Here is a 22,649-nt window from a genome sequence, read left to right on the forward strand (position 1 = left end):
ATAGAGATTATTTCAGCTATTTTTCATGCTTTTGACAAATCGAACCAATTTTGAGGGAGCTTTTTGGTAGGAAATCTGATTTTCCTCTAAAAATTGCTGGAAATCCTGTTTCCCTTGCTCGTGATTTTCAACTTCAAGCTCTAATTCGTAATCTGTAATATCAAAGTACTGACTTTCATCCAGCGCCATGAGACCAATAGCTGTTTGCATTTCATAGCGAAGTGTCGTTAGACAACCAAGGATCTGCCATTCACTAGTTTTAATACCATGTTTCGCCAATTCATCCAGTACTAGCCCTTGAGGAAGTTTTTTCTTGCTCAGATAGTTTTCAGCATCTTTTAGTTGCAATTTTTGATTGTATTCCATGTTTCCGACACTTTGTGGGACTTTGAGTGTCAATTCTGCCCAGTTTTCAAAGGTTCGAATGCGCATAGCAACTTTCTTTTCTCGCAGTTCAAAATCAGGCGTGTCTATGTAGTAATTTTTTTGAAGAACAGGAGTGACGTCTGTGAACTGGTTCTTTAGACGATTGTATTCATCTTTTTTCAAGAGTGTTTTCAATTCAATTTCTAAATGTTTCATTTTTCTTACCTTTTCTTTATCGTTGAAAGCGGATTTATGATATAATAGCTTTGTATTTATTGTATATAAATCTGGAGAAAAAATCAAAGATATTTTTGAAGGATAATATGAGAACAAGGGAGAATATATGACCTTAGAATGGGAAGAATTTCTAGATCCTTACATTCAAGCTGTTGGTGAGTTAAAGATTAAACTGCGTGGTATTCGTAAGCAATATCGTAAACAAAATAAGCATTCTCCGATTGAGTTTGTGACTGGTCGAGTTAAGCCAATTGAGAGCATCAAGGAAAAAATGGTTCGGCGTGGCATTACTTATGCGACCTTGGAACACGATTTGCAAGATATTGCTGGTTTGCGTGTGATGGTTCAGTTTGTAGATGACGTCAAGGAAGTAGTGGAAATTTTGCGCAAACGTCAGGACATGCGAATCATACAGGAGCGAGATTACATTACTCATCGAAAAGCATCAGGCTATCGTTCCTATCACGTGGTAGTAGAATATATGGTTGACACCATCAGTGGAGCCAAGACTATTTTGGCAGAAATTCAAATACGTACCTTGGCCATGAATTTCTGGGCAACGATAGAACATTCTCTCAACTACAAGTACCAAGGGGATTTCCCAGAGGAGATTAAGAAGCGACTGGAAATTACTGCCAAAATTGCCCATCAGTTGGATGAAGAAATGGGTAAAATTCGAGATGATATCCAGGAAGCCCAGGCTCTTTTTGATCCTTTGAGTAGAAAATTAAATGATGGTGTAGGAAACAGTGACGATACAGATGAAGAATACAGGTAAACGAATTGATCTGATAGCTAATAGAAAATCGCAAAGTCAAAGGGTTTTGTATGAATTGCGAGATCGTTTGAAGAGAAATCAGTTTATACTCAATGATACCAATCCGGACATTGTCATTTCCATTGGTGGGGATGGCATGCTCTTGTCGGCCTTTCATAAGTACGAAAACCAGCTTGACAAGGTCCGCTTCATTGGTGTTCACACTGGACATTTGGGCTTCTATACGGACTACCGTGATTTTGAGTTGGATAAGCTAGTGACTAATTTGCAGCTAGACACTGGAGCAAGAGTCTCTTACCCTGTTCTAAATGTGAAGGTTTTTCTTGGAAATGGAGAGGTCAAGATTTTCAGAGCACTAAATGAAGCTAGTATCCGCAGGTCGGATCGAACCATGGTAGCAGATATTGTGATTAATGGAGTTCCCTTTGAACGTTTTCGTGGAGACGGGGTGACAGTTTCGACCCCGACTGGTAGTACAGCCTATAACAAGTCGCTTGGTGGAGCTGTTTTGCACCCTACCATTGAAGCTCTTCAGTTGACGGAAATTGCCAGTCTTAACAATCGTGTTTATCGTACGCTAGGTTCGTCCATTATTGTTCCTAAGAAGGATAAGATTGAACTTATCCCGACGAGAAACGATTACCATACTATTTCGGTTGACAATAGCGTGTATTCCTTCCGCAATATTGAGCGAATTGAGTATCAAATCGACCATCATAAGATTCACTTTGTCGCATCACCTAGCCATACCAGTTTCTGGAATCGCGTTAAGGATGCTTTTATTGGCGAGGTGGACGAATGAGGTTTGAATTTATCGCAGATGAGCATGTCAAGGTTAAGACCTTTTTGAAAAAGCATGAGGTTTCTAAGGGGCTTCTGGCCAAGATTAAGTTTCGAGGTGGAGCTATTCTAGTCAATGACCAACCGCAAAATGCAACCTATCTATTGGATCTTGGAGACCGTGTTACCATTGACATTCCCGCTGAGGAAGGCTTTGAAACTCTAGAAGCAATCGAGCGCCCACTGGATATTCTCTATGAGGATGACCATTTTCTAGTCTTGAATAAACCCTATGGAGTGGCTTCTATTCCTAGTGTCAACCACTCCAATACCATTGCCAATTTTATCAAGGGTTACTATGTCAAGCAAAACTATGAAAATCAGCAGGTTCACATTGTGACCAGGCTTGATAGAGATACTTCTGGCTTGATGCTCTTTGCTAAGCACGGCTATGCCCATGCACGACTAGACAAGCAGTTGCAGAAGAAGTTCATTGATAAACGATACTTTGCTTTGGTTAAAGGTGATGGACACTTGGAAGCAGAGGGGGAAATTATTGCTCCTATTGCGCGTGATGAAGACTCTATTATTACTAGACATGTAGCTAAAGGTGGAAAGTACGCCCATACATCATATAAGATTGTCGCTTCCTATGGAAATATTCACTTGGTCGACATTCGCCTGCACACTGGTCGAACCCACCAAATCCGAGTCCATTTTTCTCATATTGGTTTTCCTTTGTTGGGCGATGACTTGTACGGAGGTAGTCTGGATGACGGCATTCAACGTCAGGCCCTGCATTGCCATTACCTATCCTTTTATCATCCATTTTTAGAGCAAGACTTGCAGTTAGAAAGTCCCTTGCCGGATGATTTTAGCAACCTTATTACCCAGTTATCAACTAATACTCTATAAAAACAGTTTCAGAGTATAATTATTATCTTAAAGGAGAAAACTCATGGAAGTTTTTGAAAGTCTCAAAGCCAACTTGGTTGGTAAAAATGCTCGTATCGTTCTCCCTGAAGGGGAAGAACCACGTATTCTTCAAGCGACTAAACGCTTGGTAAAAGAAACAGAAGTGATTCCTGTTTTGCTTGGAAATCCTGAAAAAATTAAAATTTATCTTGAAATTGAAGGGATCATGGACGGTTATGAGGTCATCGACCCTCAACATTATCCTCAATTTGAAGAAATGGTTGCTGCCTTGGTAGAGCGTCGCAAGGGCAAAATGTCTGAAGAAGATGCACGCAAGGTTTTGGTTGAAGATGTCAACTATTTTGGTGTTATGTTGGTTTACTTGGGCTTGGTTGATGGAATGGTGTCAGGAGCGATTCACTCAACTGCTTCAACAGTTCGCCCAGCCCTACAAATCATTAAAACTCGTCCAAATGTGACTCGTACTTCAGGTGCCTTCCTCATGGTTCGTGGTACGGAACGTTACCTCTTTGGAGATTGTGCTATCAATATCAATCCTGATGCAGAAGCCTTGGCTGAAATTGCCATCAACTCAGCTATCACAGCTAAGATGTTTGGAATCGAGCCTAAAATTGCTATGCTAAGCTATTCTACTAAGGGTTCAGGTTTTGGTGAAAGTGTTGATAAGGTTGTTGAAGCAACTAAAATTGCTCACGACTTGCGACCCGACCTTGAAATCGATGGGGAATTGCAATTTGATGCAGCCTTTGTTCCAGAAACTGCAGCTCTGAAAGCTCCTGGAAGTACGGTAGCTGGTCAAGCAAATGTCTTCATCTTCCCAGGTATCGAGGCAGGAAATATCGGCTACAAGATGGCAGAACGTCTTGGTGGTTTTGCGGCTGTTGGACCTGTTTTACAAGGTTTGAACAAGCCAGTTAACGACCTTTCTCGTGGATGTAATGCTGATGATGTTTACAAGTTGACCCTTATCACAGCGGCCCAAGCAGTTCATCAATAGAGAGAAGTGCTACTAAATAATTCGCATTTATAATCAAAAAACGCACAGTATCAGGAGCTGAAAACCTTGATACTATGCGTTTTATTGTGTGAAGATTTACTTCATTTTCTCTTAAAATTGAGTTTTTGCCCAGCCTATTTTAGTCTTTATAAGCTACGATACCAATGATGGTATCAACTGCACGTTCCATAGTCTGAAGGCTAACGTATTCAAAACGTCCGTGCATATTTTCTCCTCCCGCAAAGATATTAGGAGTTGGGATTCCCATAAAGGAAATCTTAGAGCCGTCTGTCCCTCCACGGATTGGTTCGATTATAGGAGTGATACCCAGATCTTCCATAACGGCTTTGGCAATGGTAATTGGAGTCATATCTTTTTCAATGACTTCTTTCATATTGTAGTACTGGTCTGTCAAGTTTAGGGTGACACGGTCGCTACCAAGTTCTTGATTCATCTTATCAGCGATAGACTGCATAGCTGCTTTACGCGCTTCAAAGGCATTTTTTTCAAAATCACGAATGATGTAGCTTGCATGCGCCTCCTCGACACTACCTGTCACATCCATTAGATGGTAAAAACCTTGGTAACCTTCAGTTAACTCTGGTCTGTCATTCTCTGGAAGTTGATTGTGAAAATCAATTGCTAGCTGAAGGGCGTTGACCATCTGACCTTTGGCAGTACCAGGGTGGACATTACGTCCTTGGAAATGCAATTCAGCACCCGCTGCTGAAAAGGTTTCGTACTGAAGCTCACCTAATGGCCCACCATCAACTGTGTAGGCAAAGTCCACATCAAAATCATCTGCATCAAATTGATTAGCACCAACACCAATTTCCTCATCTGGACCAAAACCAACACGAATCTCACAGTGTTTTATTTCAGGGTGGGCAGTCAGATATTCAATAGCAGTCATAATTTCAGCAATACCAGACTTATCATCAGCACCTAGCAAGGTTGTTCCATCTGTTGTGATGAGCGTTTGTCCTGGATATTTCTCAAGACTCTTAAAGTCAGCTGGATCGAGTTTGAAACCAGAATTTCCTAGTTTAATCACACCACCATCGTAGTTTTCAATTACCTGTGGATTGACTCCTTCGGCATTAAAGTCAGCAGTATCCATGTGGGAGATGAAGCCAATTTTTCGTGTTAAAGATGGATCATTGGCTGGCAAGGTCCCAATTGCAAAACCATTTGGAAGGTAGTAGACGTTTTGCAGTCCAACACGTTTCATTTCAGGAATAAGAACATCGGTTGCGAAGTCAACCTGACTCTGCGTACTTGGAGTAGTAGTAGAGTGTTCATCAGAGCGCGTGTTGACCTTAACGTAGGTTAAGAAGCGGTCCAAGAGATTTGGATAAGTCATAAAAAACTCCTTTTGAATTCATTTTTTCCATTGTATCATAGAAAGAAGAGAAAAACAAAAGACAGAAGTTAGGGAAATTCGCTATGTTGGCGTTTACTTATTAATGGATAAATGATAAAATAAACTTGATAAAAATATCACAAGGAAGCAGTTATGAAAAAAGCAATTTTAATGATGACTTTCGGTTCGCCAGAAGAGATTACCTTTGAAGGTGTGGCTGATTTTTTCACAAATATTCGTCGTGGAGTGAGACCTCAAGACCATGAAATTCAAACACTCTATGATAATTATGTACGAATTGGAGGTACGCCTCTGCAAAAAATTACCCGAGAAGAGGTTGCCTTGGTAGAAGCTAGGCTTGGGAATGAGTACAGTGTCTATTTTGCCAATAAGTTTTCCAGTCCCTTTATTCCAGATGTAATCGGTCAGATGGAAGCAGACGGCATTGAACAGTGTATTTGCTTGATTTTGGAGCCCCATTATTCTTTCTACTCTGTCATGGGCTATGAAAAATTTTTAGAAAGCAAACAAATTCAATTTTTGGTCATTAAGGACTGGTATCAGGAAGAAGCGCTCTTAAACTATTGGGCAGATGAAATTGGTAAGATTTTAAAAGAAGAAGTAAAGCAGGATAGCTTTAGAGTCATCTTTTCAGCTCATAGTGTGCCCATTTTTGCCTTGGATTTTGGTGATCCTTATATCGATCAAATTTTTGAAAATAGCAAGCTAGTTGCTGAAAAACTAGGCTTGAGTTCAGAGCAATATACTAACACTTGGCAGAGTGAAAGTGATATCGGGATTCCATGGATTAAGCCAGATGTTTTAGAGTATCTCAGAGAACAGAAAGAACATCCAGACCATTATATTTTTGTTCCTATCAGCTTCATTAGCGAGCATATTGAAGTCTTGTTTGACAATGATGTGGAATGTTATGACTTATGTCAGGAATTTGGTGTAAACTACCATCGTCCACCAATGCCAAATACAGATTCTCGTTTGATTGATGCCTTGGTCAATACCGTCAGAGCCAATGAACATCAAGAGTTTAAGGAATTTCTCCCAGAAGAAGAGACCTTTGATGAGTTAGTTCCTTCAGACGAGACGAAAAACATTTTGGCCGAATCTCAAGATTTACAAATGCCAGAATTTGTGAAAAAACTGATTGAGAAAAAAGGTCGTGAAAATGTTAAGATGCCTTATTTGATTAAGAAAATGCTAGAGAAAGCAGGTAAGTTGCCGAAAGAGTAAAGAAAAAGGATTTAGCTTTGCGCTAGATCCTTTTAATCGATTATTTTTTCTCAAGAAGGGCTTTGATTTCTTGAAGTACTTCCAACTCAGTTGGAGCAGCTGGAGCTTCCTCAGCAGCTTCTTCTTTCTTAGTAAGGCTTTGAGCTTTTTCGATACCTTTGATAACAAAGAAGAGAACAGTACCGATAACTAGGAAGTTGATAACAGCGCTCAAGAATTTACCATATGTAACACCATTCCAAGCAAGCTCAGCGATGTTTTGTACTTTCGCAGCTTCCAAGGCTGGATTCAAAATAAGTGGAGTGATGATATCGTTAACAAGTGATGTAACGATTGCACCAAAAGCAGAGGCAATGATCACACCGACAGCAAGGTCTACAACATTACCACGAAGCAAAAATGCTTTAAGATCTTTTAACATTTTCATAATTTCCTTTCAAAAAAAGTTTATAATTCATTATATATTAATTAAGAAAAGCTTACAAGATATATGCTCAGAAATTTTATTTTTTAAAAATAAAAACCTTGCTAAAAATGTAATTAAGGATAATTATCAATAATTGTGCAAGAACTGTTTCGATTGCATTGATTTTGTCAAGTTTTTCATTTACGAATTGACCTATGATGTGGGGAAACTGGGTTACAAATAGAAAAGTAAGGAGCAAGTCTAACAGAAAAGTAGAAAGGCGGGCAAGAGAAAATTTCACTAAACGGCTTGGCCAATTCTGCCTAGCTTGCTTAAATACAATCCTATCATTTGTGATAAAGGCAAAGAGGATACCAATTATATTTGCCAAGGTCGTAGCAAGAAGTTCCTGATGACTTAGTTGATAAATGACTAATCGTGAGAGAATCGAAACTAGAGTTGTTGCAAGGCCAAAGAAGAGATAGGCTAAGATTTCATTGTTAAAAAATTTTTGAATAGGAATTTTCATGGTTTAAGTATAGCATAAAGCAGGCTATTGTGCTATACTAGTAAGGTTGAATAAAGCAACCCTTGGTGCTTAGCTTCTTTCACCAAGCATATTACACGCGAGCAACCGCTAAAGGAGAAAAGATGAAAAAATTAACTATTCGTGATGTTGCAGACATTGCAATCGTTGCTGCTATTTATGTCGTTTTGACTGTCACACCGCCTCTAAATGCCATCAGCTATGGTGCTTATCAGTTCCGTATTTCAGAAATGATGAACTTTATGGCTTTTTACAATCCTAAGTACATCATCGGAGTTACCATCGGTTGTATGATTGCTAATTTCTTTAGCTTCGGACTGCTAGATGTCTTTGTTGGTGGTGGATCAACCCTAGTATTCCTCAGTCTAGGTGTTTGGCTTTTTGCAAAATACAGCAAAGATTACCTCTTTAATGGATTAATTCGAAAAGATCATTTCTTCTTTTCAATCCTCTTTTCAATTTCCATGTTTACTATCGCTGCCGAGTTGAATATTGTAGCGCAATTACCATTTTTCCTTACTTGGTTTACAACAGGAGTTGGTGAATTTGCCTCATTGATTATTGGAGCGATTATTATCGGTAAAATTGGTCGTCGAATCGATTTAAGCAAATAGAAGAAGACAAGCTGGGTGACTCTTACCTGGCTTTTTCTTATGGAAAATTTCTAAGGAAACTTGACAAGATTTTCTAACTGTAGTATACTTTTTAAGTAAGCTGATTTAGCTCAGTTGGCAGAGCGCATCCATGGTAAGGATGAGGTCGCCGGTTCAATCCCGGCAATTAGCATTAAATATACAGAAAAACCCTTGATTTACAAGGTTTTTTGTTATGTCTGCATCAAAAGTTTCAAAGATATTTCTATTCAGCTGTGTAAATAAAACTAATACTCAATGAAAATCAAAGAGCAAACTAGGAAGCTAGCCGCAGGTTGCTCAAAGCACTGCTTTGGGGTTGTAGATAGAACTGACGAAGTCAGCTCAAAACATGTTTTTGAGGTTGTAGATAAGACTGACGAAGTCAGTCACATATATACGGTAAGGCGACGCTGACGAAGTTTGAAGAGATTTTCGAAGAGTATAAAGAGTTTCGTTTGTTGACAAAAGTCATTCTCTTTAGTAGAATAGTAGATGCGATGAGTCGATAGGTAGTCTTCGGACTACTATTGAGCATAAGGAGGTCATAACGCAGGAGCGGACCTTGATGAGTTGTGTGAACCTGCTCATCACATGAAGATGCCTCTTAGTCCCTGGTCTAGCGACTGGGGATTTTTATTTTCCAAAAAATGATGAAAAAGCTTTGCAATTCATGGAAAAAGTAGTATAATACATCTATTATAGAAATTTTTAGAAAATTCCGAAAGAGGTTATTTATGGGATATACAGTTGCTGTAGTCGGCGCGACAGGTGCTGTCGGAGCTCAGATGATAAAAATGTTGGAAGAATCAACACTTCCAATCGATAAAATTCGTTTACTTGCTTCTGCACGTTCAGCAGGCAAGACTTTAAAATTTAAAGATCAAGATATTACGATTGAAGAAACAACTGAAACAGCTTTTGAGGGAGTTGATATTGCTCTCTTTTCAGCAGGTGGTTCTACATCAGCTAAGTATGCACCATACGCAGTTAAAGCTGGAGCGGTAGTAGTAGATAATACATCCTACTTCCGTCAAAATCCAGATGTTCCTTTGGTTGTACCAGAGGTCAATGCTCACGCACTTGATGCTCACAACGGTATTATTGCCTGCCCTAACTGTTCAACAATCCAAATGATGGTAGCTCTTGAGCCAGTTCGCCAAAAATGGGGATTGGACCGTATCATTGTTTCAACTTACCAAGCAGTTTCAGGTGCTGGTATGGGAGCAATTCTTGAGACACAACGTGAACTTCGTGAAGTCTTGAACGATGGAGTGAAACCACGTGATTTACATGCTGAAATCTTGCCTTCAGGTGGTGACAAGAAACACTATCCTATCGCCTTTAACGCTCTTCCACAAATTGATGTTTTCACTGACAATGATTACACTTACGAAGAGATGAAAATGACCAAGGAAACTAAGAAAATCATGGAAGATGATAGTATCGCAGTGTCTGCAACATGTGTGCGCATTCCAGTCTTGTCAGCTCACTCTGAGTCTGTTTATATCGAAACAAAAGAAGTGGCTCCAATTGAAGAAGTGAAAGCAGCTATCGCAGCCTTCCCAGGTGCTGTTCTTGAGGATGATGTAGCTCATCAAATTTATCCTCAAGCTATCAATGCAGTGGGTTCACGTGATACCTTTGTTGGTCGTATCCGTAAAGACTTGGATGCTGAAAAAGGAATCCACATGTGGGTTGTTTCAGATAACCTTCTCAAAGGTGCTGCTTGGAACTCAGTTCAGATTGCTGAAACTTTGCACGAACGTGGCTTGGTTCGTCCAACAGCTGAATTGAAATTTGAATTAAAATAGTCATATCGTTTAGGAGTTCAGATGAACTCCTTCTTTGAAATAGAGAGGTGTTTTCATGTCTTATCAAGATTTAAAAGAGTGTAAAATCATCACAGCCTTTATTACCCCCTTCCACGAGGATGGTTCCATCAACTTTGATGCCATTCCAGCCTTGATTGAGCATTTGTTGGCGCATCATACAGACGGAATTCTTCTCGCAGGGACCACTGCTGAGAGTCCAACTTTGACCCACGATGAGGAGTTGGAGCTGTTTGCGGCTGTACAAAAGATTGTCAATGGACGCGTTCCTTTGATTGCGGGTGTAGGTACCAATGATACGCGTGACTCGATTGAGTTTGTCAAAGAAGTAGCAGAGTTTGGTGGTTTTGCTGCTGGGCTTGCTATTGTGCCTTATTACAACAAGCCTTCTCAAGAAGGGATGTATCAGCACTTTAAAGCCATTGCAGATGCTTCTGACTTACCAATTATTATCTATAATATTCCAGGTCGTGTGGTTGTCGAGTTAACTCCAGAAACCATGCTTCGTTTGGCTGACCATCCAAATATCATTGGTGTCAAAGAATGTACGAGTTTGGCTAATATGGCTTACTTGATTGAGCACAAGCCAGAAGAGTTCTTGATTTATACAGGTGAGGATGGAGATGCTTTCCATGCTATGAACCTTGGTGCGGATGGGGTTATTTCTGTTGCATCACATACAAATGGGGATGAAATGCACGAGATGTTTACTGCCATTGCAGAAAGCGATATGAAGAAAGCCGCAGCTATTCAACGTAAATTCATTCCTAAGGTTAATGCCCTCTTCTCATATCCAAGTCCTGCTCCTGTCAAGGCCGTTCTCAACTATATGGGATTTGAAGCTGGTCCAACTCGATTACCTCTAGTTCCAGCACCAGAAGAAGATGCAAAACGCATTATCAAGGTTGTTGTAGATGGCGACTACGAAGCAACTAAAGCAACCGTAACAGGTGTCTTAAGACCAGATTACTAATAAGACAATAAAATCCATGACCGCAAGAACGATCATGGATTTTTCTTATTTTCCTAAGCAGAATTGGCTAAAGAGTTGGGTGATGAGTTCATCAGGAGCAGCATCCCCAGTGATTTCTCCGAGGATTTCCCAAGTACGAGTCAAATCAACTTGAAGTAAGTCAACTGGCATACCTAGTTCAAGACCTTCGTTAACAGCCTGTAGGCTTTCAACTGCTTTTTCAATCAGGGAAATGTGACGGGCATTTGACAAGTAGGTAGCATCTTGCTCAACAAAACCGGCATTCTCAAAGAAGAGGTTGTTGATTTTCTCTTCAATCTTATCGATGTTTTGGTTTTTAAGGACTGAAATACGAATAACGTCTTCAGGTAGTTCCGAAATTTCAATCGCTTCAGGCAGGTCTGTTTTATTAAGTAGAATAATACGGTTAGTATCCTGACTAATTTCAAGAAGTTGTCTGTCTTGAGCAGTCAGTGGTTCACTGGCATTTAGCACCAGTAGAACCAAGTCGGCTTCCTTGAGGGCTTTTTTCGAACGCTCAACACCTATTTGTTCCACGATGTCATCCGTTTCACGGATACCAGCTGTATCAATCAATTTGAGAGGAACACCATTGATGTTGACGTATTCTTCGATGACATCTCGAGTAGTACCAGCAATGTCTGTAACGATAGCCTTATCCTCACGCAAGAGGTTGTTGAGGAGGCTGGATTTCCCAACGTTTGGACGTCCGATGATGGCTGTTGAAATTCCTTCACGAAGGATTTTACCGCGACGGGCTGTTCTAAGGAGATTAGTTAGTAATTGTTCAAACTCCATTGTCTTTTCACGGACAACAGCAGTAGTGGCTTCCTCAACATCGTCATACTCAGGATAGTCGATATTGACTTCAACTTGGGCAAGTGTATTGAGGATTTCTTGGCGGGTATTGTTAATGAGGTTAGAAAGGGAACCATCGAGTTGTTTGACCGCAATGTTCATGGCCTTGTCAGTCTTGGCGCGGATGATATCCATCACTGCCTCGGCCTGTGTCAAATCCACACGACCGTTTAGAAAGGCACGTTTGGTAAATTCACCAGGTTCTGCCAACCGAGCTCCTTCACGGATAGCTAGTTGGAGAATTTCATTGGTCACCGCAATCCCACCGTGGGTGTTAATCTCGATAATATCCTCACGAGTAAAGGTCTTGGGAGACTTCATAGCCCCAACCATAACCTCGTCCATGACCTTCCCTGTCTGAGGGTCAACAATGTGACCGTAGTTAAGAGTATGGCTAGCAACCTTACTCAAGTCTTTTCCTTTAAAAATCTTTTGCGCAATAGCAAAACTTTCTGTTCCGCTCAGGCGGACAATACCAATAGCCCCTTCACCTAGTGGAGTAGAGATAGCAACGATGGTATCAAATTCACGTGTAATCATAATGTTTCCTTTAATAAATAGCTCTTTTATTGGAAATTTTTCCAAGTCTCTTTTCAAATTGTAACAAATTTGAACTATTTCTTCAATGGATGCTACTTGGAGATTGAAAAAGCCTAAGCAATTCTGCTTAAGCTAGATCATTTGGTGCGCATTTCACCTTGAGGGAAGTAAGTTCCTTCTGGCATGTCGTTGATGATGACATGGACAGCAGATTGAGGTGCTCCAGTGTTACGGACAACAGCTTCCGTTACTTCCTTAGCAAGAGCTTTCTTTTGCTCGAGTGTGCGTCCTTCAAATAAATCGATGCGTACAAATGGCATAATAGCTTCCTCCACTAGTTTTTGATTTCTTCTATTTTACCACATTTTGCCGTTTAAAGCTTAAGAAAATTATGATATACTAGAATGTAGCAAAAATTTAGAAATGGACGTGAAGCAAGAAACATGGCACAGTTGTATTATCGTTATGGGACCATGAACTCTGGAAAGACAATCGAGATTCTCAAGGTGGCCTATAACTATGAGGAGCAAGGAAAAGGTGTTGTGATTATGACCTCGGCTCTGGATACGCGTGACGGTGTTGGCTATGTGTCGAGTCGAATCGGTATGAAACGCCCTGCCCTTGCGATTGAGGAGACGACGGATATCTTTGGCTATATCCGAGATTTACCAGAAAAACCTTACTGTGTGTTGGTCGATGAAGCCCAGTTTCTCAAGCGTCACCATGTTTACGATCTAGCTCGTGTTGTTGATGAGTTAGACATACCTGTCATGGCTTTTGGCTTGAAAAATGACTTTCGCAATGAACTGTTCGAAGGTTCCAAGTATCTCTTGCTCTTAGCAGACAAGATTGACGAAATCAAGACCATCTGTCAGTATTGTAAGAAAAAGGCGACTATGGTTTTGCGAACACAGGATGGACTGCCCGTTTATGACGGTGAGCAGATCCAGATTGGTGGTAATGAAACCTATATCTCGGTTTGCCGTAAACATTATTTTGCCCCTGAAATCAATAAGGAGAATGAAGAAAAATGAACATCTATGATCAACTACAAGCTGTAGAAGACCGTTATGAAGAATTAGGAGAGTTGCTCAGTGACCCAGATGTCGTCTCAGACACCAAGCGTTTCATGGAGCTTTCCAAAGAAGAGGCTTCTACTCGTGATACGGTAACAGCCTACCGTGAGTACAAACAAGTCCTTCAAAACATCGTTGATGCTGAGGAGATGATTAAGGAATCAGGTGGCGATGCGGACTTGGAAGAAATGGCCAAGCAAGAACTCAAAGATGCCAAGGCTGAAAAAGAAGAATACGAAGAAAAACTGAAAATCTTGCTCCTTCCTAAAGATCCAAACGATGACAAGAATATCATCCTTGAAATCCGTGGCGCGGCTGGTGGTGACGAAGCAGCACTTTTCGCTGGAGATTTGCTAACCATGTACCAAAAGTATGCGGAAGCCCAAGGCTGGCGCTTTGAAGTTATGGAAGCCTCTATAAACGGTGTCGGTGGTTTCAAAGAAGTGGTTGCTATGGTTTCTGGTCAGTCTGTATACTCTAAACTCAAGTACGAATCAGGTGCTCACCGTGTGCAACGTGTCCCTGTGACAGAAAGCCAAGGCCGTGTTCATACTTCGACAGCGACAGTTCTTATTATGCCAGAAGTGGAAGAGGTTGAATACGACATTGATCCAAAAGACCTTCGTGTCGACATCTATCATGCCTCTGGTGCTGGTGGACAGAACGTCAATAAGGTTGCGACTGCCGTTCGTATCGTTCACTTGCCAACCAATATCAAGGTTGAGATGCAGGAAGAACGTACCCAGCAGAAGAACCGCGAGAAGGCTATGAAGATTATCCGTGCGCGTGTTGCTGACCACTTTGCTCAGATTGCACAAGACGAACAAGACGCTGAGCGTAAGTCAACAATCGGTACTGGTGACCGTTCAGAACGGATTCGTACTTATAACTTCCCACAAAACCGTGTCACGGACCACCGTATCGGCTTGACCCTCCAAAAACTAGATACCATTTTGTCTGGTAAATTGGATGAAGTTGTGGATGCCTTGGTGCTTTATGACCAAACACAAAAATTAGAAGAATTAAACAAATAAATAATGAAATTAGCTCAATTATTTTCAGATTTTGAAGAAGAATTGATAAGACAAGGAGAGGAAGCTGAAAGCCTCTCTTTTGTCTATCGTAGCCTGAAAAATCTCTCTTTTACTGACTTTGTCTTTGCTCTTCAGCAGGAAGTGACGGAAGAGGAAGAAGTATTTGTAAAAGGAATTTTCCAACAGTTAGTAGATCATAAACCGGCACAGTACATCATCGGTCATGCAGATTTCTTTGGTATGCAGTTAACAGTTGATGAGCGAGTATTGATTCCTCGTCCAGAAACAGAGGAGTTGGTGGAGCTTATCCTGGCTGAAAATCCTGAGACGAATCTTTCAGTTCTGGATATTGGAACAGGTAGTGGAGCTATTGCTCTCGCCTTAGCAAAAAACAGACCAGATTGGTCAGTGACAGCAGCAGATATTTCCCAAGATGCTTTAGATGTAGCTAATGAAAATGCTAAAAATCAAAATCTTCAAATATTTTTAAAAAAATCTGACTGTTTTACAGAAATTTCTGAAAAATATGATATAATTGTTTCCAATCCACCCTATATCTCTCGTGAAGATGAGTCAGAGGTCGGCTTGAATGTTTTGCATTCGGAGCCTCATCTAGCTCTCTTTGCAGACGAGGATGGCCTAGCTATTTACCGTAGAATTGCGGAAGATGTAAAAGACTATCTCAAATATGGTGGTAAGATTTACCTTGAAATTGGATACAAGCAAGGTCAAAGTGTTCCTGAACTTTTTAGGAAGCATCTTCCTGAAAAACGTGTAAGAACACTCAAGGACCAATTTGGTCAAGATAGGATGGTTGTGGTTGATGATGGACAGGATTAGACAAGAGTTGGAGAAGGGGGGGGCAGTTGTCTTACCTACCGAGACAGTTTACGGTCTCTTTGCCAAAGCTCTAGACGAAAAAGCAGTTGATCATGTTTACCAACTCAAACGTCGACCTAGAGACAAGGCCCTCAATCTCAATATCGCCACTTTAGAGGATATCTTGCATTTTTCAAAGAATCAGCCAACTTATCTACAAAAACTTGTAGAGGCCTTTTTACCGGGTCCCTTGACCATTATTCTCGAAGCCAATGACCGAGTCCCCTTTTGGGTCAATTCTGGTCTTGCAACTGTTGGATTTCGGATGCCTAGTCATCCCATTACCCTTGATTTGATTCGAGAGACAGGTCCCTTGATTGGGCCGTCTGCCAATATTTCAGGTCAGGCAAGTGGAGTGACCTTTAATCAAATTCTAGAGGATTTTGACCAAGAGGTTTTGGGGCTAGAAGACGATGCTTTTCTAACTGGACAGGATTCAACTATTTTGGATTTGTCTGGAGACAAGGTGAAAATATTACGCCAAGGGGCCATTAAGCGAGAAGATATTCTTGCTCAGCTGCCAGAGATTTCTTTTGAGGAGGAATGAGATGCTAAGAAATTTAAGAGAAACTGATGTGAAAGCTATATGTGACATTAACCAAGAAGCTTTGGGCTATTCTTTTAGTCCAGAGGAAACAGCTAGTCAATTAGCTAGACTATCTCAGGATTCCCATCATTTCCTTCTTGGCTATGAGGATGAAGCTAGTCATGTCTTACTTGGATATGTCCACGCTGAAGTTTACGAATCCCTCTATTCCAAAGCAGGATTTAATATTTTAGCATTAGCAGTTTCACCTCAAGCACAAGGGCAAGGTATTGGTAAAAGCTTATTGCAAGGGTTAGAGCAAGAAGCAAAAAGACGCGGTTATGGGTTTATCCGCTTAAACTCTGCAGATCATCGTCTGGGTGCTCATGCATTTTATGAAAAAGTTGGTTATACTTGTGATAAAATGCAGAAACGGTTTATTCGCATCTTTTAGTTTAATTTTTTTATTAGAAAATTAAACTAATGGACTAGTCACACAATAAAGGAGAAGACCTATGATTTTTGACAAAGACGATTTTAAAGCATACGATGCTGATCTATGGAATGCTATTACCAAAGAAGAAGAACGCCAACAAAACAACATTGAGTTGATTGCTTCGGAAAACGTAGTTTCCAAGGCTGTTATGGCAGCTCAAGGGTCTATCTTGACGAATAAATACGCCGAAGGCTACCCAGGACGCCGTTATTATGGTGGAACAGATGTAGTAGACGTGGTAGAATCTCTAGCCATTGAACGCGCAAAAGAAATTTTCGGTGCAAAATTTGCCAATGTCCAACCACACTCAGGAAGCCAAGCTAACTGTGCAGCTTACATGGCCTTAATTGAACCAGGTGATACGGTTATGGGAATGGATTTGGCAGCAGGTGGTCACTTGACTCATGGGGCTCCTGTTAGCTTCTCTGGTCAAACCTACAACTTTGTTTCTTATAGTGTGGATCCTGAAACGGAATTCCTAGATTTTGATGCTATCTTGAAACAAGCTAAAGAAGTCAGACCAAAACTGATTGTAGCAGGTGCTTCAGCCTATTCTCAAATTATCGATTTTTCAAAATTCCGTGAAATCGCAGATTCTGTTGGGGCTAAACTTATGGTAGATATGGCCCATATTGCTGGTTTGGTGGCAGCTGGTCTTCACCCAAGCCCAGTGCCATACGCTCATATCACTACAACAACGACCCACAAAACCCTTCGTGGACCTCGTGGTGGTTTGATTTTGACCAACGATGAGGACTTAGCTAAGAAAATCAATTCAGCTATTTTCCCTGGTATTCAGGGTGGTCCTTTGGAGCACGTTGTGGCGGCTAAGGCTGTTTCCTTCAAAGAAGTTTTGGATCCAGCCTTCAAGGAATATGCTGCTAATGTTATCAAGAATAGCAAGGCTATGGCAGACGTCTTCTTGCAAGACCCTGATTTTCGTATCATTTCTGGCGGAACTGAAAACCACCTCTTCCTAGTGGATGTGACTAAGGTTGTAGAAAACGGAAAAGTTGCTCAAAACTTGCTAGATAAAGTCAATATTACCCTAAATAAAAACTCAATCCCTTACGAAGGCTTGTCACCATTCAAGACTAGTGGAATTCGTATCGGAGCAGCAGCCATTACTGCACGTGGATTTGGTGAAGAAGAAAGTCGCAAAGTGGCTGAATTGATCATTAAAACCCTTAAAAATGCAGAAAATGAAGCTGTCTTAGAAGAAGTGAGAAGTGCAGTCAAAGAATTGACAGATGCCTTCCCATTATACGAGGACTAAAACTTTTATGGACATTTATATTAAGAAAGCTATTATCCATCAGTTCAGTCCAGATGATACCGAGCTGTTCCTAGTAGATAAGTTTCTCAATATTACTCCAAAAATCGAAGAATACTTGCGTAAAAAAATTGAACGTGTGTATTCAGATGAAGCCAAGACTGGGATTTTCGAGGAAGAAAATCCCTTCTTCAATCATATCACAGACGATTTGTTGGAGACATCAGTAACACTGGCTAATCTCTGGAAAGAGGAGTTCAGCATTTCAGAAAATCTTAAGACCAATGACTTGATTTTTGTGCAATTTTCTAAAGAAGGTGTAGAACATTTTGCTTTCTTACGAATTGCCCTGCGAGAGACCTTGACCCACCTCGGTGGAGAAGTTGATAATCCAATCAAGCTGACTCAGAATAACCTGCCTGGATTTGGAACGGGTGCTGATGAGGCCTTAGTGGTTAATCTTCAGAGCCACAAGTACCATCTGATTGAAAAACGTATCAAGTACAATGGGGCTTTCTTGAACTATTTTTCAGAAAATCTTCTTGCTGTCGCTCCTAAGATTTCACCAAAGAAATCTATCAAGGAACTGGAAAAAACGGCTCAGAGAATTGCTGAAACTTTTAACACAGATGATTTTCAATTTCAATCTAAGGTAAAATCAGCGATTTTCAATAATCTGGAAGAAAGCAATGAATTGTCACCAGAAAAATTGGCTAATGATCTTTTTGACAACAATCTGACGGCTCGTTTGAGCTTTATTGACCAAGTTAAAGAAGCTGTCCCAGAACCTGTTCAATTTGATGAAATTGATGCCAGTCGCCAATTAAAGAAATTTGAAAACCAAAAACTCTCCTTGTCAAATGGAATTGAGCTCATCGTTCCCAATAATGTCTATCAAGACGCCGAGTCTGTTGAGTTTATCCAAAATGATAATGGAACCTACTCTATCTTAATCAAAAATATCGAGGATATCCAAAGTAAATAATGTTTAAACGAATTCGAAGAGTGCTTGTACTAGCAGTCTTCCTTTTTGCTGGCTATAAAACTTACTGTGTTCACCAAGATGTCAAGCAAGTCATGACCTACCAGCCCATGGTGCGAGAAATCTTGAGTGAAAAAGACACCCCAGCAAACGAAGAGCTTGTGCTCGCTATGATTTATACCGAAACCAAAGGAAAAGAAGGCGATGTTATGCAGTCTAGTGAGTCTGCTAGTGGCTCTACCAACACCATCAATGATAATGCTTCTAGCATTCGGCAAGGTGTTCAAACTCTGACAGAAAATCTTTATCTGGCCCAGAAGAAGGGTGTTGATGTCTGGACAGCTGTTCAAGCCTATAATTTTGGACCTGCCTATATCGATTTTATCGCCCAAAATGGCAAGGAAAATACCTTGGTTCTGGCCAAACAGTACTCTCGTGAGACTGTTGCTCCCTTGCTTGGTAACACCACTGGAAAGACTTATAGTTATATTCACCCTATTTCCATTTTTCATGGAGCCGAACTCTATGTAAATGGAGGAAACTATTATTATTCTAGACAGGTTCAACTCAACCTTTACATCATCAAAACTTTCACTCTCTTTTCGACATCTGGCTAGCCCAGGTGTTTTTGTTATAAGTTTTCTTTAAGATAGATATATTACTCTAGAAAGGTAAAGGAGGAAATTCCCTATGAGAAAGAAACTCTTTCTGACTAGTGCTGCGGTCTTGTGGGCAGTAACAGCTATGAATAGCGTCCATGCAGCAACAGATGTTCAAAAAGTCATCGATGAAACCTATGTTCAACCTGAATATGTCCTAGGTTCATCCCTATCTGAAGACCAAAAAAATCAAACCCTTAAAAAACTGGGCTACAATGCCTCAACAGATACCAAAGAACTCAAGACCATGACACCTGATGTCTATTCTAAAATCATGAATGTGGCCAATGACTCTAGTTTACAGTTGTATTCATCAGCCAAGATTCAAAAACTAGGTGACAAGTCGCCACTTGAGGTCAAGATTGAAACACCAGAAAACATCACTAAGGTAACTCAGGACATGTACCGAAATGCAGCAGTAACGCTGGGTGTGGAGCATGCTAAAATCACTGTAGCAGCACCAATTCCAGTTACAGGTGAGAGTGCTTTAGCAGGGATTTACTATTCGCTAGAGGCTAATGGAGCCAAGGTACCACAAGCCAACAAAGATTTGGCTCAAGAAGAGTTGAAGGCTTTGTCAGATATCAATGCTGAAAACAAGGACAAAACTGGCTATGATGCTAATAAATTAAATGTTGCCCTAGCCGATATCAAGTCAGGACTCGCCAAAGCTAAAGAAAGTAAGGGAAATCTGACAGAGGAAGATGTCCGTAAAATTGTTGAAGATACCTTAAAAAATTACAAACTTGATCAGGTTATAACAGGAAACCAAATCAATATCATCATCAATTTTGCTTTAAATCTCTCAAAAAGTGATATCCTCAGCAATGCAGACTTTACTAAAACCTTGAATGATCTTAAACAAAGCATTGTATCACAAGCTGGCGATAGCTTTAAAAATATTAACCTTAACTTTGATGCGGATAAGGCGCTAGAGGACGGTGGTAACTTCTTAAGCTCCCTCTGGCAAGCCATTGTCAACTTCTTCAAGAGTTTTGGTTCTTAATACTCTTCGAAAATCAAATTCAAACCACGTCAACGTCGCCTTGCCGTACTCAAGTACAGCCTGTGGCTAGTTTCCTAGTTTGCTCTTTGATTTTCATTGAGTATAAGCTATTACAAAAAGGTAGTCAGATTTTTTCAGAAAAATGTTTTATAAATATTCACAAATCTACTATATTTATGGTAAAATAGAATCATCATTTTATTTTGGAGTCAAAGATGAATATATTTAGAACGAAAAATGTTAGTTTAGATAAAACGGAGATGCATAGGCATTTGAAGTTATGGGATTTGATTTTGCTGGGTATTGGAGCCATGGTAGGGACAGGTGTCTTTACAATCACAGGTACTGCAGCTGCAACGCTTGCTGGTCCAGCCCTAGTGATTTCAATCGTCATTTCTGCCTTGTGTGTAGGATTATCAGCCCTCTTTTTTGCAGAATTTGCTTCACGAGTACCTGCTACAGGTGGTGCCTACAGTTATCTCTATGCTATTTTAGGAGAATTCCCAGCCTGGTTGGCTGGTTGGCTAACCATGATGGAGTTCATGACAGCCATATCTGGTGTGGCTTCGGGTTGGGCAGCTTATTTTAAAGGCTTGCTTTCTCAATATGGGATAGCCCTTCCTCAGGCTTTAAATGGTACCTTTAATCCTCAAGCAGGAACATTTGTTGATTTATTGCCTATTCTTGTCTTGGTCTTGGTGACTTCGCTTGTTTTACTAAATGCTAAAGCAGCATTACGTTTTAATTCTATTCTAGTTATTTTGAAATTTTCCGCTTTAGCTCTCTTTGTTTTAGTAGGAATTTGGAATATTAAGCTTGATAATTGGAGCAATTTTGCTCCTTATGGTTTTGGACAAATCTATGGTGCTAGTACTGGTATTATGGCTGGTGCGTCCTTGATGTTCTTCGGTTTTTTGGGATTTGAATCCATCTCTATGGCCGTAGATGAGGTCAAGACTCCTCAAAAAAATATTCCTAGAGGGATTGTCTTATCGCTTTCTATCGTAACTATTCTCTATGCCTTGGTGACGCTCGTCTTGACTGGTGTGGTTCACTATAGTCATCTAAATGTCGACGATGCCGTTGCCTTTGCCCTTCGTAGTGTTGGGATTAGTTGGGCAGCCAACTATGTGTCATTGGTGGCTATCTTGACCTTGATTACGGTTTGTATCTCAATGACTTATGCCCTATCGCGTATGATTTACAGTTTAGCGCGTGACGGATTGATGCCTGTCGCCTTTAAAGAACTAACGAAGACTAGCAAGGTACCAAAGAATGCTACTATCTTGACAGGTCTAGCTTCAGCAGTAGCAGCAGGAATATTTCCATTAGCTAGTATTGCAGCCTTCTTAAACATTTGTACCTTGGCCTACTTGATTATGCTTGCTTACGGCTTGATTCGCTTACGGAGAGAAAAGGGGATGCCCAAAGCTGGAGAATTTAAAACACCATTGGTACCCTTATTACCAATTTTATCAATCATCATTTGTTTGTCCTTCATGTTGCAGTATAATGTGGAAACCTGGGTTGCTTTCCTAGTTGCTTTGTTGATAGGAAGTCTTATTTACTTTACTTATGGTTATAAGCATTCTACCATAGAAGAATAATACTCTTCGAAAATCTCTTCAAACCACGTCAGCTTCGCCTTGCCGTATGTATGGTTACTGACTTCGTCAGTTTCATCTACAACCTCAAAGCAGTGCTTTGAGCAGCCTGCGGCTAGCTTCCTAATTTGCTCTTTGATTTTTCAGGCTCTTTGTCAACTGTAGTGGGTTGAAGAAAAGCTAAGATCTAGAAAGGACGAAATTTGTCCTTTCTTTTTTGATATTGAGAGCGATAAAAATTCGTTTTTTGAAGTTTTCAAAGTTCCGAAATCCAAAGGCATTTCGTTTGATAAGTTTAACGAGATTATTGGTCGCTTCCAGTTTGGCGTTAGAATAGGGGAGTTGAAGGGCGTTGACGATTTTCTCTTTTTCCTTTAGAAAGGTTTTAAAGACAGTCTGAAAAAGAGGATGAACCTGCTTTAGATTGTCCTCAATAAGTCCGAAGAATTTGTCAGGTTCCTTGTTCTGAAAGTGAAAAAGCAAGAGTTGATAGAGATTGTAGTGGTGTTTCAACTCTTCTGAACAGCTCAAAATCTTGTCTAGAATCTCTTTATTCGTTAAGTGCATACGAAAAGTAGGGCGATAAAATCGTTTATCACT

General features: G+C 40.4%; 25 protein-coding genes, 1 tRNA gene and 1 riboswitch. Of the genes, 19 read left to right on the forward strand and 7 right to left on the reverse strand.

Annotation, left to right across the window (positions count from 1 at the left end; translation table 11 throughout):
* Positions 1 to 12: 12 nt before the first annotated feature.
* Positions 13 to 582, reverse strand: coding sequence for a CYTH domain-containing protein (locus O3650_RS05970; RefSeq protein ID WP_203176526.1), 570 nt, complete (start codon positions 580 to 582; stop codon positions 13 to 15).
* Between the two features lie 127 nt (positions 583 to 709).
* On the opposite strand from O3650_RS05970, the gene O3650_RS05975 reads away from it, so the two are divergent.
* Genes O3650_RS05975 through pta form a run of 4 tightly spaced genes read left to right on the forward strand, consistent with a single transcriptional unit; the run spans position 710 to position 4,094 of the window.
* On the forward strand, positions 710 to 1,381 hold the full coding sequence (locus O3650_RS05975) for a GTP pyrophosphokinase family protein (RefSeq protein ID WP_203176528.1): 672 nt from the start codon (positions 710 to 712) through the stop codon (positions 1,379 to 1,381).
* Positions 1,365 to 2,183 carry an NAD kinase gene (locus tag O3650_RS05980; RefSeq protein WP_203176530.1) on the forward strand — a complete coding sequence of 273 codons (819 nt, stop codon included), beginning with the start codon at positions 1,365 to 1,367 and terminating at the stop codon, positions 2,181 to 2,183. Before O3650_RS05975 ends, O3650_RS05980 begins: the two co-directional genes overlap by 17 nt.
* The gene (locus tag O3650_RS05985; RefSeq protein WP_203176532.1) at positions 2,180 to 3,076 is read left to right on the forward strand and encodes an RluA family pseudouridine synthase; all 897 of its coding nucleotides are present in this window, start codon (positions 2,180 to 2,182) and stop codon (positions 3,074 to 3,076) included. Before O3650_RS05980 ends, O3650_RS05985 begins: the two co-directional genes overlap by 4 nt.
* 43 nt (positions 3,077 to 3,119) lie before the next feature.
* The gene (gene pta / locus O3650_RS05990) at positions 3,120 to 4,094 is read left to right on the forward strand and encodes a phosphate acetyltransferase (protein WP_000451580.1); all 975 of its coding nucleotides are present in this window, start codon (positions 3,120 to 3,122) and stop codon (positions 4,092 to 4,094) included.
* Between the two features lie 139 nt (positions 4,095 to 4,233).
* Here pta and pepT read toward each other — a convergent pair whose 3' ends face one another.
* Complete coding sequence (gene pepT, locus O3650_RS05995; protein ID WP_101781851.1) at positions 4,234 to 5,457, reverse strand: peptidase T; 1,224 nt, start codon at positions 5,455 to 5,457, stop codon at positions 4,234 to 4,236.
* Between the two features lie 153 nt (positions 5,458 to 5,610).
* Here pepT and hemH point away from each other — a divergent pair, with 153 nt between their 5' ends.
* Complete coding sequence (gene hemH / locus O3650_RS06000; RefSeq protein ID WP_203176534.1) at positions 5,611 to 6,705, forward strand: ferrochelatase; 1,095 nt, start codon at positions 5,611 to 5,613, stop codon at positions 6,703 to 6,705.
* Between the two features lie 40 nt (positions 6,706 to 6,745).
* Here the strand turns inward: hemH and mscL are convergent, their stop codons facing one another.
* Together mscL and O3650_RS06010 are read right to left on the reverse strand one after the other, a co-directional pair.
* A complete protein-coding gene (gene mscL, locus O3650_RS06005; protein WP_049544643.1) occupies positions 6,746 to 7,126 on the reverse strand; it encodes a large conductance mechanosensitive channel protein MscL in 381 nt (126 codons plus the stop codon).
* An 82-nt stretch (positions 7,127 to 7,208) separates the two neighbouring features.
* Entirely contained in the window at positions 7,209 to 7,640 is a 432-nt protein-coding gene (locus O3650_RS06010) for a GtrA family protein (protein ID WP_153192358.1), read from the reverse strand.
* A 28-nt stretch (positions 7,641 to 7,668) separates the two neighbouring features.
* Positions 7,669 to 7,765, forward strand: a riboswitch (PreQ1 riboswitch).
* Between O3650_RS06010 and O3650_RS06015 the strand changes: the two genes are divergently transcribed.
* The 4 genes from O3650_RS06015 to dapA all read left to right on the forward strand — a co-directional run bounded on the left by O3650_RS06015 (position 7,763) and on the right by dapA (position 11,095).
* Complete coding sequence (locus O3650_RS06015) at positions 7,763 to 8,272, forward strand: QueT transporter family protein (protein ID WP_000737073.1); 510 nt, start codon at positions 7,763 to 7,765, stop codon at positions 8,270 to 8,272. Its footprint overlaps the riboswitch before it by 3 nt.
* 99 nt (positions 8,273 to 8,371) lie before the next feature.
* Positions 8,372 to 8,444 (forward strand) — tRNA-Thr (locus O3650_RS06020).
* A gap of 583 nt (positions 8,445 to 9,027) precedes the next feature.
* Positions 9,028 to 10,104 (forward strand): aspartate-semialdehyde dehydrogenase, encoded by a 1,077-nt coding sequence (locus tag O3650_RS06025; RefSeq protein ID WP_000542462.1) that lies wholly within the window; start codon positions 9,028 to 9,030, stop codon positions 10,102 to 10,104.
* A 55-nt stretch (positions 10,105 to 10,159) separates the two neighbouring features.
* Positions 10,160 to 11,095, forward strand: coding sequence for a 4-hydroxy-tetrahydrodipicolinate synthase (gene dapA, locus O3650_RS06030; RefSeq protein WP_000121606.1), 936 nt, complete (start codon positions 10,160 to 10,162; stop codon positions 11,093 to 11,095).
* Between the two features lie 45 nt (positions 11,096 to 11,140).
* On the opposite strand, the gene mnmE is transcribed toward dapA, so the two are convergent.
* Positions 11,141 to 12,514 (reverse strand): tRNA uridine-5-carboxymethylaminomethyl(34) synthesis GTPase MnmE, encoded by a 1,374-nt coding sequence (gene mnmE, locus O3650_RS06035; protein ID WP_203176536.1) that lies wholly within the window; start codon positions 12,512 to 12,514, stop codon positions 11,141 to 11,143.
* A 137-nt stretch (positions 12,515 to 12,651) separates the two neighbouring features.
* Positions 12,652 to 12,834, reverse strand: coding sequence for a 4-oxalocrotonate tautomerase (locus tag O3650_RS06040; protein ID WP_001117401.1), 183 nt, complete (start codon positions 12,832 to 12,834; stop codon positions 12,652 to 12,654).
* A gap of 123 nt (positions 12,835 to 12,957) precedes the next feature.
* Between O3650_RS06040 and O3650_RS06045 the strand changes: the two genes are divergently transcribed.
* From O3650_RS06045 to O3650_RS06090, 10 genes are all read left to right on the forward strand, one after another.
* Entirely contained in the window at positions 12,958 to 13,548 is a 591-nt protein-coding gene (locus O3650_RS06045; RefSeq protein ID WP_000068143.1) for a thymidine kinase, read from the forward strand.
* Positions 13,545 to 14,624, forward strand: coding sequence for a peptide chain release factor 1 (prfA, locus tag O3650_RS06050; protein WP_173218343.1), 1,080 nt, complete (start codon positions 13,545 to 13,547; stop codon positions 14,622 to 14,624). The genes O3650_RS06045 and prfA overlap by 4 nt, the downstream gene beginning before the upstream one ends.
* 3 nt (positions 14,625 to 14,627) lie before the next feature.
* Positions 14,628 to 15,464: a peptide chain release factor N(5)-glutamine methyltransferase gene (gene prmC / locus O3650_RS06055; RefSeq protein ID WP_203176538.1), complete on the forward strand. Its 837-nt coding sequence runs from the start codon at positions 14,628 to 14,630 to the stop codon at positions 15,462 to 15,464.
* Positions 15,448 to 16,050, forward strand: coding sequence for an L-threonylcarbamoyladenylate synthase (locus tag O3650_RS06060; protein WP_371491803.1), 603 nt, complete (start codon positions 15,448 to 15,450; stop codon positions 16,048 to 16,050). Before prmC ends, O3650_RS06060 begins: the two co-directional genes overlap by 17 nt.
* Before the next feature lies 1 nt (position 16,051).
* A complete protein-coding gene (locus O3650_RS06065; protein WP_153219495.1) occupies positions 16,052 to 16,483 on the forward strand; it encodes a GNAT family N-acetyltransferase in 432 nt (143 codons plus the stop codon).
* Between the two features lie 61 nt (positions 16,484 to 16,544).
* The gene (glyA, locus tag O3650_RS06070) at positions 16,545 to 17,801 is read left to right on the forward strand and encodes a serine hydroxymethyltransferase (protein ID WP_371491804.1); all 1,257 of its coding nucleotides are present in this window, start codon (positions 16,545 to 16,547) and stop codon (positions 17,799 to 17,801) included.
* A gap of 7 nt (positions 17,802 to 17,808) precedes the next feature.
* Entirely contained in the window at positions 17,809 to 18,783 is a 975-nt protein-coding gene (locus O3650_RS06075; protein WP_371491805.1) for a nucleoid-associated protein, read from the forward strand.
* On the forward strand, positions 18,783 to 19,397 hold the full coding sequence (gene pmp23, locus O3650_RS06080) for a cell wall hydrolase Pmp23 (protein ID WP_371491806.1): 615 nt from the start codon (positions 18,783 to 18,785) through the stop codon (positions 19,395 to 19,397). Before O3650_RS06075 ends, pmp23 begins: the two co-directional genes overlap by 1 nt.
* Before the next feature lie 73 nt (positions 19,398 to 19,470).
* Complete coding sequence (locus tag O3650_RS06085) at positions 19,471 to 20,445, forward strand: DUF1002 domain-containing protein (RefSeq protein ID WP_004254354.1); 975 nt, start codon at positions 19,471 to 19,473, stop codon at positions 20,443 to 20,445.
* Between the two features lie 215 nt (positions 20,446 to 20,660).
* Entirely contained in the window at positions 20,661 to 22,052 is a 1,392-nt protein-coding gene (locus O3650_RS06090; protein ID WP_203176541.1) for an APC family permease, read from the forward strand.
* A gap of 177 nt (positions 22,053 to 22,229) precedes the next feature.
* Here the strand turns inward: O3650_RS06090 and O3650_RS06095 are convergent.
* Positions 22,230 to 22,649: transposase (locus O3650_RS06095; protein ID WP_371491807.1), on the reverse strand; the 420-nt coding region annotated here is incomplete at its 5' end.

This window comes from Streptococcus sp. 20925_1_24, from assembly GCF_041432335.1.
GTDB classification, from domain to species: Bacteria; Bacillota; Bacilli; order Lactobacillales; family Streptococcaceae; genus Streptococcus; species Streptococcus mitis_BM.

Coding starts and splice junctions, on each gene's coding strand:
- dapA (WP_000121606.1), top strand. CDS start 10,160: ATGTCTTATCAAGATTTAAAAGAGTGTAAAATCATCACAGCCTTTATT.
- glyA (WP_371491804.1), top strand. CDS start 16,545: ATGATTTTTGACAAAGACGATTTTAAAGCATACGATGCTGATCTATGG.
- O3650_RS06065 (WP_153219495.1), top strand. CDS start 16,052: ATGCTAAGAAATTTAAGAGAAACTGATGTGAAAGCTATATGTGACATT.
- pta (WP_000451580.1), top strand. CDS start 3,120: ATGGAAGTTTTTGAAAGTCTCAAAGCCAACTTGGTTGGTAAAAATGCT.
- mnmE (WP_203176536.1), bottom strand. CDS start 12,514: ATGATTACACGTGAATTTGATACCATCGTTGCTATCTCTACTCCACTA.
- pepT (WP_101781851.1), bottom strand. CDS start 5,457: ATGACTTATCCAAATCTCTTGGACCGCTTCTTAACCTACGTTAAGGTC.
- prfA (WP_173218343.1), top strand. CDS start 13,545: ATGAACATCTATGATCAACTACAAGCTGTAGAAGACCGTTATGAAGAA.
- O3650_RS06025 (WP_000542462.1), top strand. CDS start 9,028: ATGGGATATACAGTTGCTGTAGTCGGCGCGACAGGTGCTGTCGGAGCT.
- O3650_RS06045 (WP_000068143.1), top strand. CDS start 12,958: ATGGCACAGTTGTATTATCGTTATGGGACCATGAACTCTGGAAAGACA.
- O3650_RS06060 (WP_371491803.1), top strand. CDS start 15,448: ATGATGGACAGGATTAGACAAGAGTTGGAGAAGGGGGGGGCAGTTGTC.
- O3650_RS05985 (WP_203176532.1), top strand. CDS start 2,180: ATGAGGTTTGAATTTATCGCAGATGAGCATGTCAAGGTTAAGACCTTT.
- O3650_RS06015 (WP_000737073.1), top strand. CDS start 7,763: ATGAAAAAATTAACTATTCGTGATGTTGCAGACATTGCAATCGTTGCT.
- mscL (WP_049544643.1), bottom strand. CDS start 7,126: ATGTTAAAAGATCTTAAAGCATTTTTGCTTCGTGGTAATGTTGTAGAC.
- prmC (WP_203176538.1), top strand. CDS start 14,628: ATGAAATTAGCTCAATTATTTTCAGATTTTGAAGAAGAATTGATAAGA.
- hemH (WP_203176534.1), top strand. CDS start 5,611: ATGAAAAAAGCAATTTTAATGATGACTTTCGGTTCGCCAGAAGAGATT.
- O3650_RS05970 (WP_203176526.1), bottom strand. CDS start 582: ATGAAACATTTAGAAATTGAATTGAAAACACTCTTGAAAAAAGATGAA.
- pmp23 (WP_371491806.1), top strand. CDS start 18,783: ATGTTTAAACGAATTCGAAGAGTGCTTGTACTAGCAGTCTTCCTTTTT.
- O3650_RS05980 (WP_203176530.1), top strand. CDS start 1,365: ATGAAGAATACAGGTAAACGAATTGATCTGATAGCTAATAGAAAATCG.
- O3650_RS06010 (WP_153192358.1), bottom strand. CDS start 7,640: ATGAAAATTCCTATTCAAAAATTTTTTAACAATGAAATCTTAGCCTAT.
- O3650_RS06040 (WP_001117401.1), bottom strand. CDS start 12,834: ATGCCATTTGTACGCATCGATTTATTTGAAGGACGCACACTCGAGCAA.
- O3650_RS06085 (WP_004254354.1), top strand. CDS start 19,471: ATGAGAAAGAAACTCTTTCTGACTAGTGCTGCGGTCTTGTGGGCAGTA.
- O3650_RS06075 (WP_371491805.1), top strand. CDS start 17,809: ATGGACATTTATATTAAGAAAGCTATTATCCATCAGTTCAGTCCAGAT.
- O3650_RS06090 (WP_203176541.1), top strand. CDS start 20,661: ATGAATATATTTAGAACGAAAAATGTTAGTTTAGATAAAACGGAGATG.
- O3650_RS05975 (WP_203176528.1), top strand. CDS start 710: ATGACCTTAGAATGGGAAGAATTTCTAGATCCTTACATTCAAGCTGTT.